This window comes from Actinomyces sp. ICM39 (genome assembly GCF_000282935.1).
Lineage (GTDB): Bacteria > Actinomycetota > Actinomycetes > Actinomycetales > Actinomycetaceae > Pauljensenia > Pauljensenia odontolytica_B.
The window spans coordinates 14,234-27,088 of the sequence record NZ_ALCB01000052.1 but is presented as its reverse complement, the minus strand read 5'-3'; the positions used below and the strand labels follow the sequence as shown (position 1 = coordinate 27,088).

Below are 12,855 nucleotides of genomic sequence, written 5' to 3'. Positions count from 1 at the left end.
CACAGGTGCCTCACAACAGCTGGACGAACAGTGCTGCAGCTCCCAGTCTGTAGTCATGACTCCACCACAGCCGTCACGCACCCGTTTCTTCGCGGCGTCACTCATCTTCTTCGTCGTTCTCGCACTGCTTGTCCCTGATGCAGCGTACGCAGATGCAACGCCACGCGACGAGCGGTGGCAGTGGCCCACGGGCACACCGGTGCCCGTCGTCGCAGGATTCGCACCACCTGCCCACGATTGGCTGCCCGGGCGTCGTGGAGTCACACTGCAGTATCCGGCAGGCTCCCCGGTCTACGCCTGCTCCGCGGGAACGGTCACCGTCGCTGGACCGGTTGCGGGCCGCAGTGTTGTCTCAATCCTTCACAGCGTCGGAGGGCGGGACATCTGGTCGACGTACCTTCCCATCACCCCCACCGTTGTCGTCGGTGAGCACGTGGAGAAAGGTGACATGATCGGGGTCATCGAAGGGGACTCCCAGACACTGCACTGGGGGGCGAAAACTGGGCGACGAACGTACATCAACCCGATACGCATGACGCTCGGGCATCCGCGGCTGTTGCCATGGGATGACGCGCCATAACGAATGCCCAACCGCAGGAGGTGCTAGTAGTGATACAAGAATCATCGGAAGCAGTGCCAACACCTCCAGATCAGAGCGCTTACGCGCGCGGGTGTGCCCGCTGGTAGATCGCGCTGAGCCGGGCGGTATCCACGTGGGTGTAGCGCTGGGTAGTTGACAGCGACGAATGCCCCAGCATTTCTTGCACCGCGCGAAGGTCGGCACCTCCCTGCAGCAGGTGCGTCGCCGTCGAGTGCCTCAGCCCGTGGGGCGCAACGTCGTGCACACCGGCGTGTGCCGCCATCTTGTGCACCATCGAACGCACAATGCGCGGATCGATGCGTCCACCCTTATCTCCGAGGAAGAGAGCCTGTCCGCTCCGTTCTCCGGCCAACTGGGGACGGCCTCGCACGAGCCAATGATCGAGCGCATCGGCTGCGGGAGGCCCGAAGGGAACCACCCTCTCTTTGTTGCCTTTACCGACGACCCTCACGGTGAGGGCCTCACGGTTCAGGGACGAGATGTCGAGGCCGCACACCTCGGAGACGCGCAGTCCGCAGGCGTACGTCAGCTCGAGGATCGCCCAATTGCGGATCTGGGACGCGCCACCCATCGCTGCCTCATCCCGAGCGGCGTTGAGAAGCACCCTCGCATCGGATTCGTCGAGTGGAGACGGCAGACGCTGATCGGCACGTGGAGATGACAGGAGCGCCGCGGGGTCGCTCACCAGGATTCCTTCACGCATTGCCCAGGAGGTGAAGTTGCGAATCGCGGCGGTGTGGCGCGCGATAGTCGAGCGCGCTCGCCCATCCGCGAGGGAGCGAGCCAGCCAGGAACGCACTGCGCGCTGCGTGAGCGCCTCTCGCAACTGCTCAGGGGTCGCGTCCGCGTCGAGCGAGAGGAACTCCATGAGCGAGTGAAGATCCCCGAGGTACGCGGAAACTGTGTGGGGGCTCATCCGCCGCCCAAGGCGCAGGTACTCTTCCCAGCGCTCCCCCACGTTGCCTGTCATATCGATATCCTATGGCCTGCCTCCGCCTGTTCGCGTCCAGCCACGCGTCGTTCCGGCCACTAGGCCCGCAACCGAGAGCTCCATGAGCGCGTAGTTCACTTCTTCGCGCGACAGGGCCGCGGCGACACAGATCGCTTCGACCGACGCGGGAGCACTCCGGGGAAGTGCCTCCCACACCCGACGTTGAGTCGGCTCCAGGGCATCAACCCCGTGATCGTCGTCGACGGGCATACCGAACAGAGGCTGGGTGGCGTCAACGCTCACCGGGCGCACGAGTTCGAGGGCGTCGCGCCCATCGCGGATGATCGTCGCTCCGTTGCGCGCAAGCTCGAGGCACCCCACCGACATCGGCGCGTCGACCGCGCCGGGGACTGCGCCTAGCTCACGCCCGTATTCCATGGCACGACGCGCCGTCGCAAGGGCACCGGAGCGCGCTCCGGCCTCGACAACCACGGTTGCTCCGCTCCACGCAGCGATCAGGCGGTTACGGGTCAGGAAACGCCACTTCGCCGGTCTGGCGGTTGGCGCAACCTCGGAGATCAGGGCGCCACCGCCATCAAGGACGGCGCGAAAGTCGCCACCGTGGCACGCGGGGTAGGGATTGCACACGCCCCCTGCGAGGATGCAGATCGTGCGCCCACGCGCGGACAGCGCACCCCGGTGAGCTTCTATGTCAATGCCTATCGCACCCCCAGACACCACCGTCACCCCTGCCGTAGCAACGAGTGCCGCCATGTTGCGTGCGCACCTGTTTCCCGCGCCGGTGGAAGCGCGAGCTCCCACGATAGACAGATGATGATCCGCCTGCGGAGCCTCGGGCAGGTCGCCGAGGAACCACAATCCCATTGGCTCCTCCTCCCCCAGGCATGCAAGGTGCTCTGGCCAGCGTGGATCGCCGGGTGTCATGAATCCGCCGCCCGCACGAGCGACGCGTGTCAGCTCACTGTCGATGTCAACCGAGAGGGCGCGCTGCCTCCACCGATTCCACTGCGTGTGCCAGTCAATCCTCGAGTGACGGGCAAGCGCCAACGGCGGTGCCGACCAGCTCCCGATCAGCCACGCGCGCGCATCTCGATCCCCTAAGGACTGACGAAGAATGCGTGCGCACGGATCAGCCGGCTCAGCGACGGCAGACCACCAGGCGGCCTCCCACAGTTCAGTGTCATTCATAGTGATCCGCTCCGTTCCGCAGCTGCTGCGCTGCAACAATGTGGTCAAAGGTGGGCCGAGGCGCAGCCTCGAGATCGGCGAGCGTCCATGCCAGGCGTAGCATCCGGTCGATTCCGCGCATAGACGAGTGACCGGAATCGACGAGCCGATCAAGTTGATGAATGAGAGAAGCATCGATGCCTGAGTGGTGTCGCAGCCACGCTCCCGGAAGCTGCGCGTTCATGGTCCACGGTGTGTCCTTAAGACGCGTGCGTGCCCGCGAGCGAGCCTCGATAACACGCCCACGTATCGACGCGGAATCACGTGTCTGTGTCGACGCCAGGTCCGCCCGGCTGGGGGTATGCACGTCAATGCGGATGTCCATTCGATCCAGCAACGGCCCGGACAAACGCGCGAGATACCTGCGTCGATTCATCGACGAACAGGTGCACCGACGTCCTCCGTATCCGCCTCCGCACGGGCAGGGATTTGACGCCATCACCAGTTGGAATGCGGCGGGATATCGCGCCTGAACACCGGAGCGGTGCACATGGATGACGCCCGATTCAAGGGGTTCACGCAGCGAGTCAAGGACGGAGGGAGCAAACTCGGCAGCCTCGTCCAGAAAGAGGATCCCCCCATGCGCCAGCGAGGCTGCCCCGGGGACGAGCGTGCGTGTGCCGCCACCGATCAGTGCCGGCATGGTCACCGAGTGGTGTGGGGCTTGGAATGGAGGCCGCGTCATCAGCGATATCGAGGAGGGCAACAGGCCCGCCACCGAATGCAACGAGGTGGTGACGAGAGCGGTGTCGGCGTCGAGATCTGGAAGTATCGTCGGGAGTCGGGAGGCGAGCATCGTCTTGCCGGATCCGGGCTCTCCCAGAAGAAACACGTGGTGCCCACCGGCAGCGGCAACTTCCAGAGCCGCAATTGCTTCCGGCTGACCGCGCACGTCGGCCATGTCTGCGAGGGTCGTATCACCGTCACGTTCCCCCTCGCGGTGCACACCCATCCTCCCGTGGAACGGAGCCTTCACAGCCTCTCCCCCGGCCCACGCGATCAGGTCAGCCAGATGCGCGAAGTCCAGGACATCAATGCCGCTGACCAGACGCGCTTCCTGGGCGCATGCCGACGGCACAATCACCCGGCGAACGCCCCGCGAACGCGCCGCGAGGACAGCCGGCAGCACCCCGCGCACCGGCTGAATACTTCCATCCAACGCAAGCTCACCAACGAGGACCGCATCCTCAAAAGCCACCGGTGAGACAAGGCCCGTGGCCAGAGCAATGGACGCCGCGATCGAGAGGTCAAAAGCCGACCCCGACTTCGGAATGCCCGCAGGGGACAGATTCACGGTGATGCGTTGGTCCAAGACGTCCAGGCCGCACGACTCGAACGCAGCGCGCACGCGATCGCGTGCCTCGCGCACGGAGGTGTCGAGCAGGCCGACGAGCGTGAACGCCACGAGGCCCGACCCCGCGTATGTCTCCACGTCGACAAGGTGCCCCTCGATACCGACGATGCTCATGGAATACGTGCGCGCAAGCCCCGGCCCTCTCATTGCACACCCCGCAACCACACGACCTCTGCCCCCAGAGCGCGAAGATCCACGGCCTCGTCCATGGGAGCCGGCCACGATTCCAGCATCCGCGCGTCCACGGTGATGGCGACGACGTCGATACGCACACGCGAAGCAAGATGACCGTGGGCCCTGCACCACGCACCCGTCAGCGCTCGAAGCCGCGCCACCTTGCGATGGTCGACCGACGCAAGCGCACTCCCCTTCCTGCGCCCGACCCTGGTGCGCACCTCCACGATCACGGTCCACGAACGCGACGGATCGGTCTCGTCACGCGCGATGATATCGAGCTCGCCCCGGCGACCATCACGCCAGTTAGTGTCAAGAAGGCGCAGACCAGCCTCTTCGAGCGCCAGTCGAGCGGTGTATTCGCCCGCAGCGCCAATGGCCCGACGATCGGGCCGTGTTGAGCATTCCATCATGGATCACCTCCACACCCACAGTGCGCCAACCAAGGACAGCGGCACAACGCGAAAACCGCCCCCTGTGGATAGGGAGCGGCTCGCACTATGGCCTGTGGATAACCGCGCGCGGCGGTGTCACTGAAAGTTTAGGGGATGTCGAGCTCAGGCTTGGAGAGCTCCTCGACGTTCACATCCTTGTAGGTGATGACGCGCACCGAGCGCACGAAGCGCGACGAGCGGTAGATGTCCCACACCCACGCGTCACTGAGCGTCAGTTCGAAGAACACGTCGCCGCCGACCGGGCGTGCCTGCACATCAACGTGGTTGCACAGGTAGAAACGCCTTTCGGTTTCCACGACGTACTTGAACAACCCGATGACGTCGCGGTACTCCTTGAAGAGTTCCAGCTCCAGATTGTTTTCGTATCCTTCGATTTCTTCGCTCACGCAACCATCATGCCGGGCCGCGCGCCCAGCCGAGCCACGCCACCCCGGCGCGCCCTACTTTGTGGCCTGCGTCGGCATCTTCCACGACCGACGATGCTGATCCGACACGCCGAGCTCCGCGATGGCTCGGGTATGCGCGGCCGAGCCATACCCCTTGTTCGACGCCCATCCGTATCCGGGATCGTCAATCTCTTGCATGAGGTGATCGCGTGCGACCTTCGCAAGGACCGACGCGGCAGCGACGACTGCGCACGACGCATCGGCCTTGACCTGCATATGAACGGGGAGCTCACGCCCGAAGGGATCCTCCGGTCCATCAACCAAGCCGAATAGATCATCGGGAGCGGACAGCCAGTTGTGCGAGCCATCCAGGAGCACACCACCGGGCACGAGGCCATCGCTGGCAACGTCGGCAAGTGCGCGGCGCCCGGCCAGACGCAGGGCCGCGATAATACCCCACTGATCAATTTCCTGCGGCGAGGCGTAACCGACGGATGAGGCGAGCGTCCACGAGCGGACGGGCTCGACGAGTGCCTCGCGTCGACGCGCCGTCAGCGCCTTGGAGTCGGTGAGTCCTTCCGGGACGGGAGGCGCATCGATACCGATCACAGCGACGCCGACCGCGACGGGACCCGCGAGAGCCCCGCGGCCCACCTCGTCCATGCCGGCGACGGTGCCCCAGCGCTGTGCCAAGGAGACCTCAAGATCACGCGACGCGGTCGTCATGAGGCGGCGGGAACGGAGGCAAAAACTTCGTGGTGCGCGATGTCGGTCGTCCACCGGGAAGTCGGCCAGATGACGGCCTGAACGGTGCCCACAACCGACGACACCGGGACGTAGGGCGACTGCCCAGAACCCATGTGATAGCGCGAATCAGCGGAATTCGAACGATTGTCACCCATCACCCACAGGTGTCCCTCGGGAACGACCACGTCGAAGGTACGTTCACCGCAGGGCACCTGGCCGTCGGGAACGTATGTTTCGTCGAGTTCAACCCCGTTGACGTTCACCTTTCCGTTCGCGCTCGTGCAGGTCACGTGGTCGCCACCGACGCCGATGACACGCTTGACGAGTGTCTGTTCGCCGCCACCCGGAATGAAGCCGGTGAACTCGCCGAGCTGGCGCAGAATCGAGGGCGATGTCGTTTGCGAGCCGCCGAGCCAGCCGAGCGTGTCGTCAAAAACAACGACGTCGCCGCGCTGAACGTTCGATGTCAAGGCATCGATGCGCGACACAGCGATGCGGTCATCTTCGACGAGCGTGTTGTGCATCGACGGGGATGGGATCCAGAAGACCTGAACGATGAATGCGCGCAGCAGCGAGGAAATGACAAGAGCCACAACGATGATGATGAGGATCTCGCGCAGCCACACAAGCGGGTTACGCCGTGCCCGAGCCTCCGCGCGGTCACGATCCCGAAGCGACGGCGAGTGCAGCGGTCCGAGCGTCGAACCTGCAGTCGGGGGCATGCAATCTCCTTGTCGTTGTGTCAACCATCCAAGGATACGGCGAGGCCCGACACCGGCGCGCGGTGTCGGGCCTTTCCGTGAAAAATGCCAAGGCTTGCGCCCGGCTGGCCTCACTCGGCCTTGCCGGAACGGTGCTCCTTGATCTTCGCGGCCTTGCCGTGACGCTCACGCAGGTAGTAGAGCTTGGCGCGGCGCACGTCGCCCTTGGTGACGACCTCGATGTGGTCGATCGTGGGGGCGTGCACTGGGAAGGTACGCTCGACGCCCACACCGAAGGAGACCTTGCGGATGGTGAACGTGGAGGACACACCGTGGCCGCGACGCGCGATCACGACGCCCTGGAAGACCTGGATACGAGAGCGGTTGCCTTCGATGACCTTGACGTGCACCTTGAGGGTGTCGCCGGCTCGGAACGAGGGGATGTCATCGCGCAGCGAAGCCGCATCAACGGCGTCCAGCTTCTGCATTTCTTCTCCTTGACGCATCTGCCGCAGGTCGGAAGCGCCTGGTTGGGCGGGTCGAACCCGCTCATTTGACGTGTGATTGTGCGCCTTGGTGTCCCCCTGCGGCAGGATGAACCGCGCACAATCTCGGCTATTATCCCACAACAAAGTACGCTGGGGCTAGTGTGAGCGCGCCTTATGCGGTGAGATCACGCACCATAACGACGTCATAGTTGGTCACTCCACCGACGTCGAAGGTTCGCGTCGAACGCTTGCGGAAGCCGTGGCGCTTATAGAAAGCCTGCGCGTTCTTATTGCCTCGGTTTGTGCCCAGGACAACTGCCTCGTGCCCCATGTCGCGGGCATCGGCAACAGCACGCTCGATCAGCGCATCCGCAACACCGCTTCCCCGCCACGCCTCGTCCACGTAGCACTTCGACAGGTATGCGCTCCCCTCATCGACGCGTCCGGGACGTACGAGGTCGCTCGGCAGCGCATCGGGTCCGACGTGGGTGAGCACGTAACCGACGAGCCCGCCCGGGACCTCGGCAACGAACAGGCGGTGACGCTTGGGATCGGAAATAAGAGCGTCAAACACGTCGGCGCTGAGCTGCGTGGCGACATGCTCCACAATCGCTTCCTGGGACAGGTTCTCCGGACAAGCATCCGGGAACGTGCGCGCCGCAAGCTCACAGACTGCGACGACGTCCTCACGCTCAGCCTGTCGTACGTTGAGGCGTTCCGCCGCGCCAGCTCGCGGGTAGGCAACACCGCAGCGAGCCAGCATCGCGCGGTCCTCGCCCGACAGGGAAGCGGCGTCCAGCGACAGCGCGAGATCGGGGCGAACGCGAGCTGTCTTCTCGATCGCTCGGTCACGACGCCAGCGTTCAATCGCCGCATGATTGCCGCCGAGGAGTACCTCGGGGATCTCGAGCGAGCGAAACTCCCGCGGCTTGGTGTACACGGGGTACTCAAGAAGTCCCGCGCCCGAGTGCGACTCTTCAACAAGAGAGTCCGGGTTGCCCATAAAACCCTCGAGGAGACGCGCGACGGCCTCGGTCAGAACCATCGCGGCAACCTCACCGCCGTTGAGGACGTAGTCGCCGATAGAGAACTCGACGACCTCAACCCCGGCGCCACGGTAGTGCTCAGCGACGCGCGCATCGATACCCTCGTAGCGCCCGCAAGCGACGACGATCTGATCGGCGTGCGCGAGTTCCTCCACTCGTGCCTGAGTCAGCGGTGTTCCCGAGGGTGTCGGAATCGCGAGAATACGACGTGACGAGGCCTGGGCCCCGCCTCCCTCACGCTTGGTGAGTGGCATGGCGAGGACCTCGTCGAGGGCACGCGCCCACACATCCGCGCGCATCACCATGCCTGCGCCACCACCGTAAGGGGTGTCATCGACGCTGCGATGCTTGCCGGTCGCCCACTCTCGCAGGTCGTGCGCCTGCAGCTGCACAAGCCCGGCGTCCTCCGCTTTGCCCATGAGGGACAGCCGCAGTGGCGCGAAATAGTCAGGGAAAATAGAGATGAGATCGAAACGCACGAGCTTAGTGATCCTCGCGCTCCGAGACGGCCTCGTCGTCAAAAAGCCCCGGAGGGGCGTCAATGATGACGACACCGCCCTCAACGTCGACTGTCGGGACGAGCGCCGTCACGAAAGGAACCATGACGGTGCCTCGATCAGTAGCGACGAGCAGGAGATCCTGTGCCGCCCCAGGCGTCAGCCCACTCACCGTTCCAAGGACGTCACCGGAAGGCGTACGCGCCTCAAGTCCCTTGAGTTCGTGGGGATACCAGGCGTCCTCTTCGGGATGGGCGTCGACGAGCAGACGCGCACCGCGCAGAGCCTCAGCCTCCTCGCGCGTACCACACTCGTCAAACGAGGCCAGCACGCGATCCTTGTGTACCCGCACGGAACGCACCGTGAGCTGACGCTTCTGTCCTGCAACATCCAAGCGCGCGCCCGGTGCCAGGACCTCCGGGTCGTCGCTGCGCACGTCCACGATGACCTCTCCACGCAATCCGTGGGCGGGTCCGACGATAGCGGCTGTGAGCTGCATGTGTTCTCCTGACGATAAACGGGGACTCCCCCGAAGGATACAACGAAGGGGCCCGGCGATGCCGGACCCCTTCGCGACGTGTGCGAGTCTTACTCGCGATCCGTGTCGACGACGTCAACGCGGACAGTGCCACGCGTGGACAGCGCACCCATGACGGTGCGCAGCGCGCGAGCCGTCCGACCGCCGCGTCCGATGACGCGACCCAGATCCTCGGGGTTCACACGAACCTCAAGAAGCTGGCCACGTCGCATGGAACGAGGCGTCACCTCGACATCTTCGGGGTGGTCAACGATGCCGCTGACCAGGTGCTCCAACGCGTCGGCGAGCATGCTCAGGCATCCTCTCCGGCGGCTTCTTCGGAAGCCTGCTCGGCAGCCTCGGCCTCAGCAGCGGCTGCGGCAGCGGCGGCCTCTTCCTCGGCCTTCTTGGCGGAAGCAGCGGCCTTGGACTTCTCGGCTGCAGCCTCGGCATCCTTGATGGCCTGCTCGGCCTGGGCGGCCTTGTCAGCCTCGGAGACGACGACGCGGGAAACCGCGTCGGCCTTGCCGTTGAACTTGGCGATGTCACCGGTCAGGACCAGCAGGTTGCGGACCTGGTCGGAGGGCTGAGCGCCAACACCGAGCCAGTACTGGGCACGCTCGGAGTCGATGCGGATGATCGACGGGTTGGGCTGAGGATCGTAGTAGCCGACCTCTTCGATGACGCGGCCGTCACGCTTCTTGCGCGAATCGACAACGACAACACGGTACTGGGCGGCGTGGATCTTACCCACGCGCTTCAGGCGAATTCGAACTGCCACTTGAGTGGTCTCTCCATTTCAGATTGGTGTGGACCTTTGCGTCCCAAGGTGGGAAACACAGGGGTCGCATTGGACCGGGACACGACGGCACGCAGTGAGAGGGTCTACGAACCGCCGGGTACAGCTAGCGATTATGCCATATTTCGCGCCTGAATCCCAAGTCAGGGACGTGCGCCGTGTCGCTCGAATCGGTTAAATCGATCACTGCGAACACGTCAGGCGGAAGGACGCTCCCACGCGCTCACTCCATCGAGGAATACCCGCACGGGCTTGGACAGCGCCAGTGGGTCTTTTCTCGGATCCTCGTCCAGGATCAGGAAGTCGGCGCTCCCGCCGTCGACGAGGCCGGGGTAGCCGAGGTAGCGCTGGCTCACCCACGTGGCTGCATCGATGGTGAACTCGCGGGGCGCACCCCACTGGAGCCACAGGTCGATCTCACCGCCGATAGTTCCATGATCTTGGTAGCCACCCGAGTCAGTGCCCATCAGGAGCTGGACGCCGGAGTCAACGAGCATCTGGAAGTGTTCGCGCCGCATGTCGTACATCCCTTGCATGGTGGCCGCGTAGACGGGGTACTTCTCCCCCGCCTGAGCCGCAAACTCCTTGAAGAGCTCAACCTGTCGCAGCGTCGGCGTCACCGCGATACCGCGAGCAGCGATCTCGCTGGCTTGATCCGCATCGATACCGCTGCCGTGCTCGATGTCGTCGACGCCGGCCTCGATGAGCGAGTCAATGACACCATGCGAGAAGGCGTGAACGGCGATCCGCGCCCCGGCCTCGTGCACGGCGGCAACCGCATCGTTCAGGACGGCGGGGTCCCACAGGGGCATGAGGTCCGAGTCTGCACCGCCGCTGCGGTCGATCCAGTCTCCGACGATCTTCACCCACCCGTCAGAGGAGTGCGCCATCGATGCGAGCACCTCGGGCAGCTCGCGCTGATCGTCGACGTCCAGCGGCAGGTCGCGCATGTAGCGCTTCGGGCGTGCAACATGGCGACCACAGCGGATCAGGTGCAGGCCGGTCGCGCGAGCGGCAGGCGAGTTATCGACCGGCACGCCACAGTCACGTACGACGGTCACGCCGCTCGCGAGCGTCGCGCGCGCCTGCTCGACCATCTCGGCCTCGTCTACCGAACCGGTGTCCGAGTACCCGATGTGGCAATGCGTATCCACCAAGCCGGGGACAATAAATCCCACCGACGGCGCGCTTTGCTCCTCGCTGACACGACGGATAACTCCCCCGTCGACACGCCAAGTGCCACGCACCCACGACGGGCGCTCGGCTGCGCTATCCGCCCACAGGGCGAGGCCGGAGAACTCCATGCCTCAGAGCTGGCCGAGCATGCGCTTGACGTCATCCGGCAGATCGTCGATCGTCGGACGCGGAGCGGGGGCCTCCTGGGCAACACCGAAGGAGGAACCCTGGGGTGCGCTGCGCTCAGACGGGGGCAGCATGGCCTCGAGTTCCTGCTGGCGGCGCTTCGCGGGGTTACCGGAGCGTGCGCTCTTCTTCATGCGAGCACGCTGGGCCTGAGCCTTGCGGGCGTTGGCCTTCTGCTTCGCCTTGCCGCCGCGACCGGGCAGTGCGCCCATGCCGGGAACACCGCCACCCATCTGGCCCATCTGCGCCATCATTTCGCGCGCAGCCTCGAAACGCTGGACGAGCTGGTTCACCTCGGTGACAGTCGTGCCGGAACCGCGTGCGATACGCGCTCGACGCGAGCCGTTAAGGATCGACACGTCCTCGCGCTCGGCCGGGGTCATCGAGCGGACGATGGCCTCCACACGATCGACCTCGCGCTCATCGAAGTTCTCGATCTGCTCGCGCATCTGGGCGGCACCCGGGATCATGCCGAGCATCTTCTTCATCGAGCCGAGCTTCTTGATCTGCTGCAGCTGGCTCAGGAAGTCGCCAAGGGTGAGCTGGCCGGCCATTGCCTTGGCCGCAACCTTCTCCGCCTCCTCGGCGTCCATCTTCTTTTCGGCCTGCTCGATGAGGGTGAGGATGTCACCCATGTCGAGGATACGGCCCGCCATACGATCGGCGTGGAAGCGCTCAAAGTCGTCGAGGCCCTCGCCCGTCGAGGCAAACAGAATCGGCGCGCCGGTCACGCCGCGAACGGACAGTGCGGCACCACCGCGCGCATCGCCATCAAGCTTGGACAGGACGACGCCCGTGAAGCCGACGCCATCGCGGAAGGCCGTGGAGGTGGAGACCGCGTCCTGACCGACCATGGCGTCGAGGACGAACATGATCTCGTGGGGGTTCACGGCGTCGCGGATGGCGATCGCCTGCTCCATCATCTCCTGGTCGACGCCCAGGCGGCCGGCCGTATCGACGATGACCACGTTGATGCCGCTCTGGCGGGCGAACTCGACGCCACTACGCGCGACCTCGACGGGATTACCCACGCCGTTACCGGGCTCGGGTGCCCACACCTTGACGCCGGCTCGCTCACCGACAACCTGGAGCTGCTGGACGGCGTTGGGGCGCTGGAGGTCGGAGGCGACGAGGAGGACGGTCTTGCCTTCCTCGCGCAGCCACTTACCCAGCTTTCCGGCGAGCGTGGTCTTACCGGCGCCCTGGAGGCCGGCGAGCATGAAGACGGTCGGGCCGGACTCTGCGAAGTTCAGCTCACGCGTGGCACCACCGAGGATCTCGACGAGTTCCTCGTGCACGATGGAGACGACCTGCTGGCCCGGGTTGAGCGCCTTGGAGCGGGCTGCGCCGTAGGCCTTTTCGCGCACCTGCGTGGTGAACTGGCGAACGACGGGGAGCGCAACGTCCGCGTCGATGAGGGCGCGACGAATGTCGGAAATCGCGTGATCGACGTCCGACTCGGTCAGGACGCCGCGGCTGCGCAGGCTACGGAAGGACTGGGTCAGGCGATCTGACAGGTTTCCAAACACGTGTTTACTCCCAAGATGGC

The 12,855-nt window shown here is 64.9% G+C and carries 15 protein-coding genes; 1 reads left to right on the top strand and 14 read right to left on the bottom strand.

Translation table 11 applies throughout. From position 1 onward, the window contains the following. Positions 1-55: 55 nt before the first annotated feature. Positions 56-580, top strand: a complete 525-nt coding sequence (locus HMPREF1137_RS09920; protein WP_081493499.1) for a M23 family metallopeptidase — start codon at positions 56-58, stop codon at positions 578-580. 79 nt (positions 581-659) lie between these two features. Here the strand turns inward: HMPREF1137_RS09920 and HMPREF1137_RS02960 are convergent, their stop codons facing one another. The 14 genes from HMPREF1137_RS02960 to ffh form a co-directional block, all read right to left on the bottom strand. Next, positions 660-1,571, bottom strand: a complete 912-nt coding sequence (locus HMPREF1137_RS02960) for a tyrosine recombinase XerC (RefSeq protein ID WP_007588778.1) — start codon at positions 1,569-1,571, stop codon at positions 660-662. Positions 1,572-1,580: 9 nt separating this feature from the next. Next, on the bottom strand, positions 1,581-2,741 hold the full coding sequence (dprA, locus tag HMPREF1137_RS02955; RefSeq protein ID WP_007588785.1) for a DNA-processing protein DprA: 1,161 nt from the start codon (positions 2,739-2,741) through the stop codon (positions 1,581-1,583). Beyond that, the gene (locus HMPREF1137_RS02950) at positions 2,734-4,281 is read right to left on the bottom strand and encodes a YifB family Mg chelatase-like AAA ATPase (protein WP_034496525.1); all 1,548 of its coding nucleotides are present in this window, start codon (positions 4,279-4,281) and stop codon (positions 2,734-2,736) included. The genes dprA and HMPREF1137_RS02950 overlap by 8 nt, the downstream gene beginning before the upstream one ends. After that, positions 4,278-4,718: a YraN family protein gene (locus tag HMPREF1137_RS02945; protein WP_034496555.1), complete on the bottom strand. Its 441-nt coding sequence runs from the start codon at positions 4,716-4,718 to the stop codon at positions 4,278-4,280. The genes HMPREF1137_RS02950 and HMPREF1137_RS02945 overlap by 4 nt, the downstream gene beginning before the upstream one ends. A gap of 131 nt (positions 4,719-4,849) precedes the next feature. Then, positions 4,850-5,149, bottom strand: coding sequence for a DUF2469 domain-containing protein (locus HMPREF1137_RS02940; protein ID WP_003795316.1), 300 nt, complete (start codon positions 5,147-5,149; stop codon positions 4,850-4,852). Positions 5,150-5,203: 54 nt separating this feature from the next. Next, complete coding sequence (rnhB, locus tag HMPREF1137_RS02935; RefSeq protein ID WP_007588723.1) at positions 5,204-5,875, bottom strand: ribonuclease HII; 672 nt, start codon at positions 5,873-5,875, stop codon at positions 5,204-5,206. Continuing rightward, on the bottom strand, positions 5,872-6,618 hold the full coding sequence (gene lepB, locus HMPREF1137_RS02930; protein WP_007588707.1) for a signal peptidase I: 747 nt from the start codon (positions 6,616-6,618) through the stop codon (positions 5,872-5,874). Before lepB ends, rnhB begins: the two co-directional genes overlap by 4 nt. A gap of 110 nt (positions 6,619-6,728) precedes the next feature. After that, positions 6,729-7,085: a 50S ribosomal protein L19 gene (gene rplS / locus HMPREF1137_RS02925; protein WP_007588732.1), complete on the bottom strand. Its 357-nt coding sequence runs from the start codon at positions 7,083-7,085 to the stop codon at positions 6,729-6,731. A gap of 172 nt (positions 7,086-7,257) precedes the next feature. After that, positions 7,258-8,610, bottom strand: a complete 1,353-nt coding sequence (trmD, locus tag HMPREF1137_RS02920; RefSeq protein WP_007588734.1) for a tRNA (guanosine(37)-N1)-methyltransferase TrmD — start codon at positions 8,608-8,610, stop codon at positions 7,258-7,260. 4 nt (positions 8,611-8,614) lie between these two features. Further along, positions 8,615-9,127 (bottom strand): ribosome maturation factor RimM, encoded by a 513-nt coding sequence (gene rimM / locus HMPREF1137_RS02915; RefSeq protein ID WP_007588706.1) that lies wholly within the window; start codon positions 9,125-9,127, stop codon positions 8,615-8,617. 89 nt (positions 9,128-9,216) lie between these two features. Continuing rightward, positions 9,217-9,456 (bottom strand): RNA-binding protein, encoded by a 240-nt coding sequence (locus HMPREF1137_RS02910; RefSeq protein ID WP_003792828.1) that lies wholly within the window; start codon positions 9,454-9,456, stop codon positions 9,217-9,219. 2 nt (positions 9,457-9,458) lie between these two features. Beyond that, the gene (gene rpsP / locus HMPREF1137_RS02905) at positions 9,459-9,926 is read right to left on the bottom strand and encodes a 30S ribosomal protein S16 (RefSeq protein WP_007588714.1); all 468 of its coding nucleotides are present in this window, start codon (positions 9,924-9,926) and stop codon (positions 9,459-9,461) included. 215 nt (positions 9,927-10,141) lie between these two features. After that, the gene (locus tag HMPREF1137_RS02900) at positions 10,142-11,248 is read right to left on the bottom strand and encodes an amidohydrolase family protein (protein ID WP_007588704.1); all 1,107 of its coding nucleotides are present in this window, start codon (positions 11,246-11,248) and stop codon (positions 10,142-10,144) included. A 3-nt stretch (positions 11,249-11,251) separates the two neighbouring features. Further along, entirely contained in the window at positions 11,252-12,835 is a 1,584-nt protein-coding gene (gene ffh / locus HMPREF1137_RS02895) for a signal recognition particle protein (protein WP_007588755.1), read from the bottom strand. Positions 12,836-12,855 lie beyond the last annotated feature (20 nt).

Bases quoted from the DNA above. Each gene is read 5' to 3' on its own strand.
- HMPREF1137_RS02960 (WP_007588778.1), bottom strand. From the start codon at position 1,571: ATGACAGGCAACGTGGGGGAGCGCTGGGAAGAGTACCTGCGCCTTGGG.
- HMPREF1137_RS02950 (WP_034496525.1), bottom strand. From the start codon at position 4,281: ATGAGAGGGCCGGGGCTTGCGCGCACGTATTCCATGAGCATCGTCGGT.
- HMPREF1137_RS02910 (WP_003792828.1), bottom strand. From the start codon at position 9,456: ATGCTCGCCGACGCGTTGGAGCACCTGGTCAGCGGCATCGTTGACCAC.
- rnhB (WP_007588723.1), bottom strand. From the start codon at position 5,875: ATGACGACCGCGTCGCGTGATCTTGAGGTCTCCTTGGCACAGCGCTGG.
- HMPREF1137_RS02945 (WP_034496555.1), bottom strand. From the start codon at position 4,718: ATGGAATGCTCAACACGGCCCGATCGTCGGGCCATTGGCGCTGCGGGC.
- HMPREF1137_RS02900 (WP_007588704.1), bottom strand. From the start codon at position 11,248: ATGGAGTTCTCCGGCCTCGCCCTGTGGGCGGATAGCGCAGCCGAGCGC.
- rimM (WP_007588706.1), bottom strand. From the start codon at position 9,127: ATGCAGCTCACAGCCGCTATCGTCGGACCCGCCCACGGATTGCGTGGA.
- rplS (WP_007588732.1), bottom strand. From the start codon at position 7,085: ATGCAGAAGCTGGACGCCGTTGATGCGGCTTCGCTGCGCGATGACATC.
- HMPREF1137_RS09920 (WP_081493499.1), top strand. From the start codon at position 56: ATGACTCCACCACAGCCGTCACGCACCCGTTTCTTCGCGGCGTCACTC.
- dprA (WP_007588785.1), bottom strand. From the start codon at position 2,741: ATGAATGACACTGAACTGTGGGAGGCCGCCTGGTGGTCTGCCGTCGCT.
- lepB (WP_007588707.1), bottom strand. From the start codon at position 6,618: ATGCCCCCGACTGCAGGTTCGACGCTCGGACCGCTGCACTCGCCGTCG.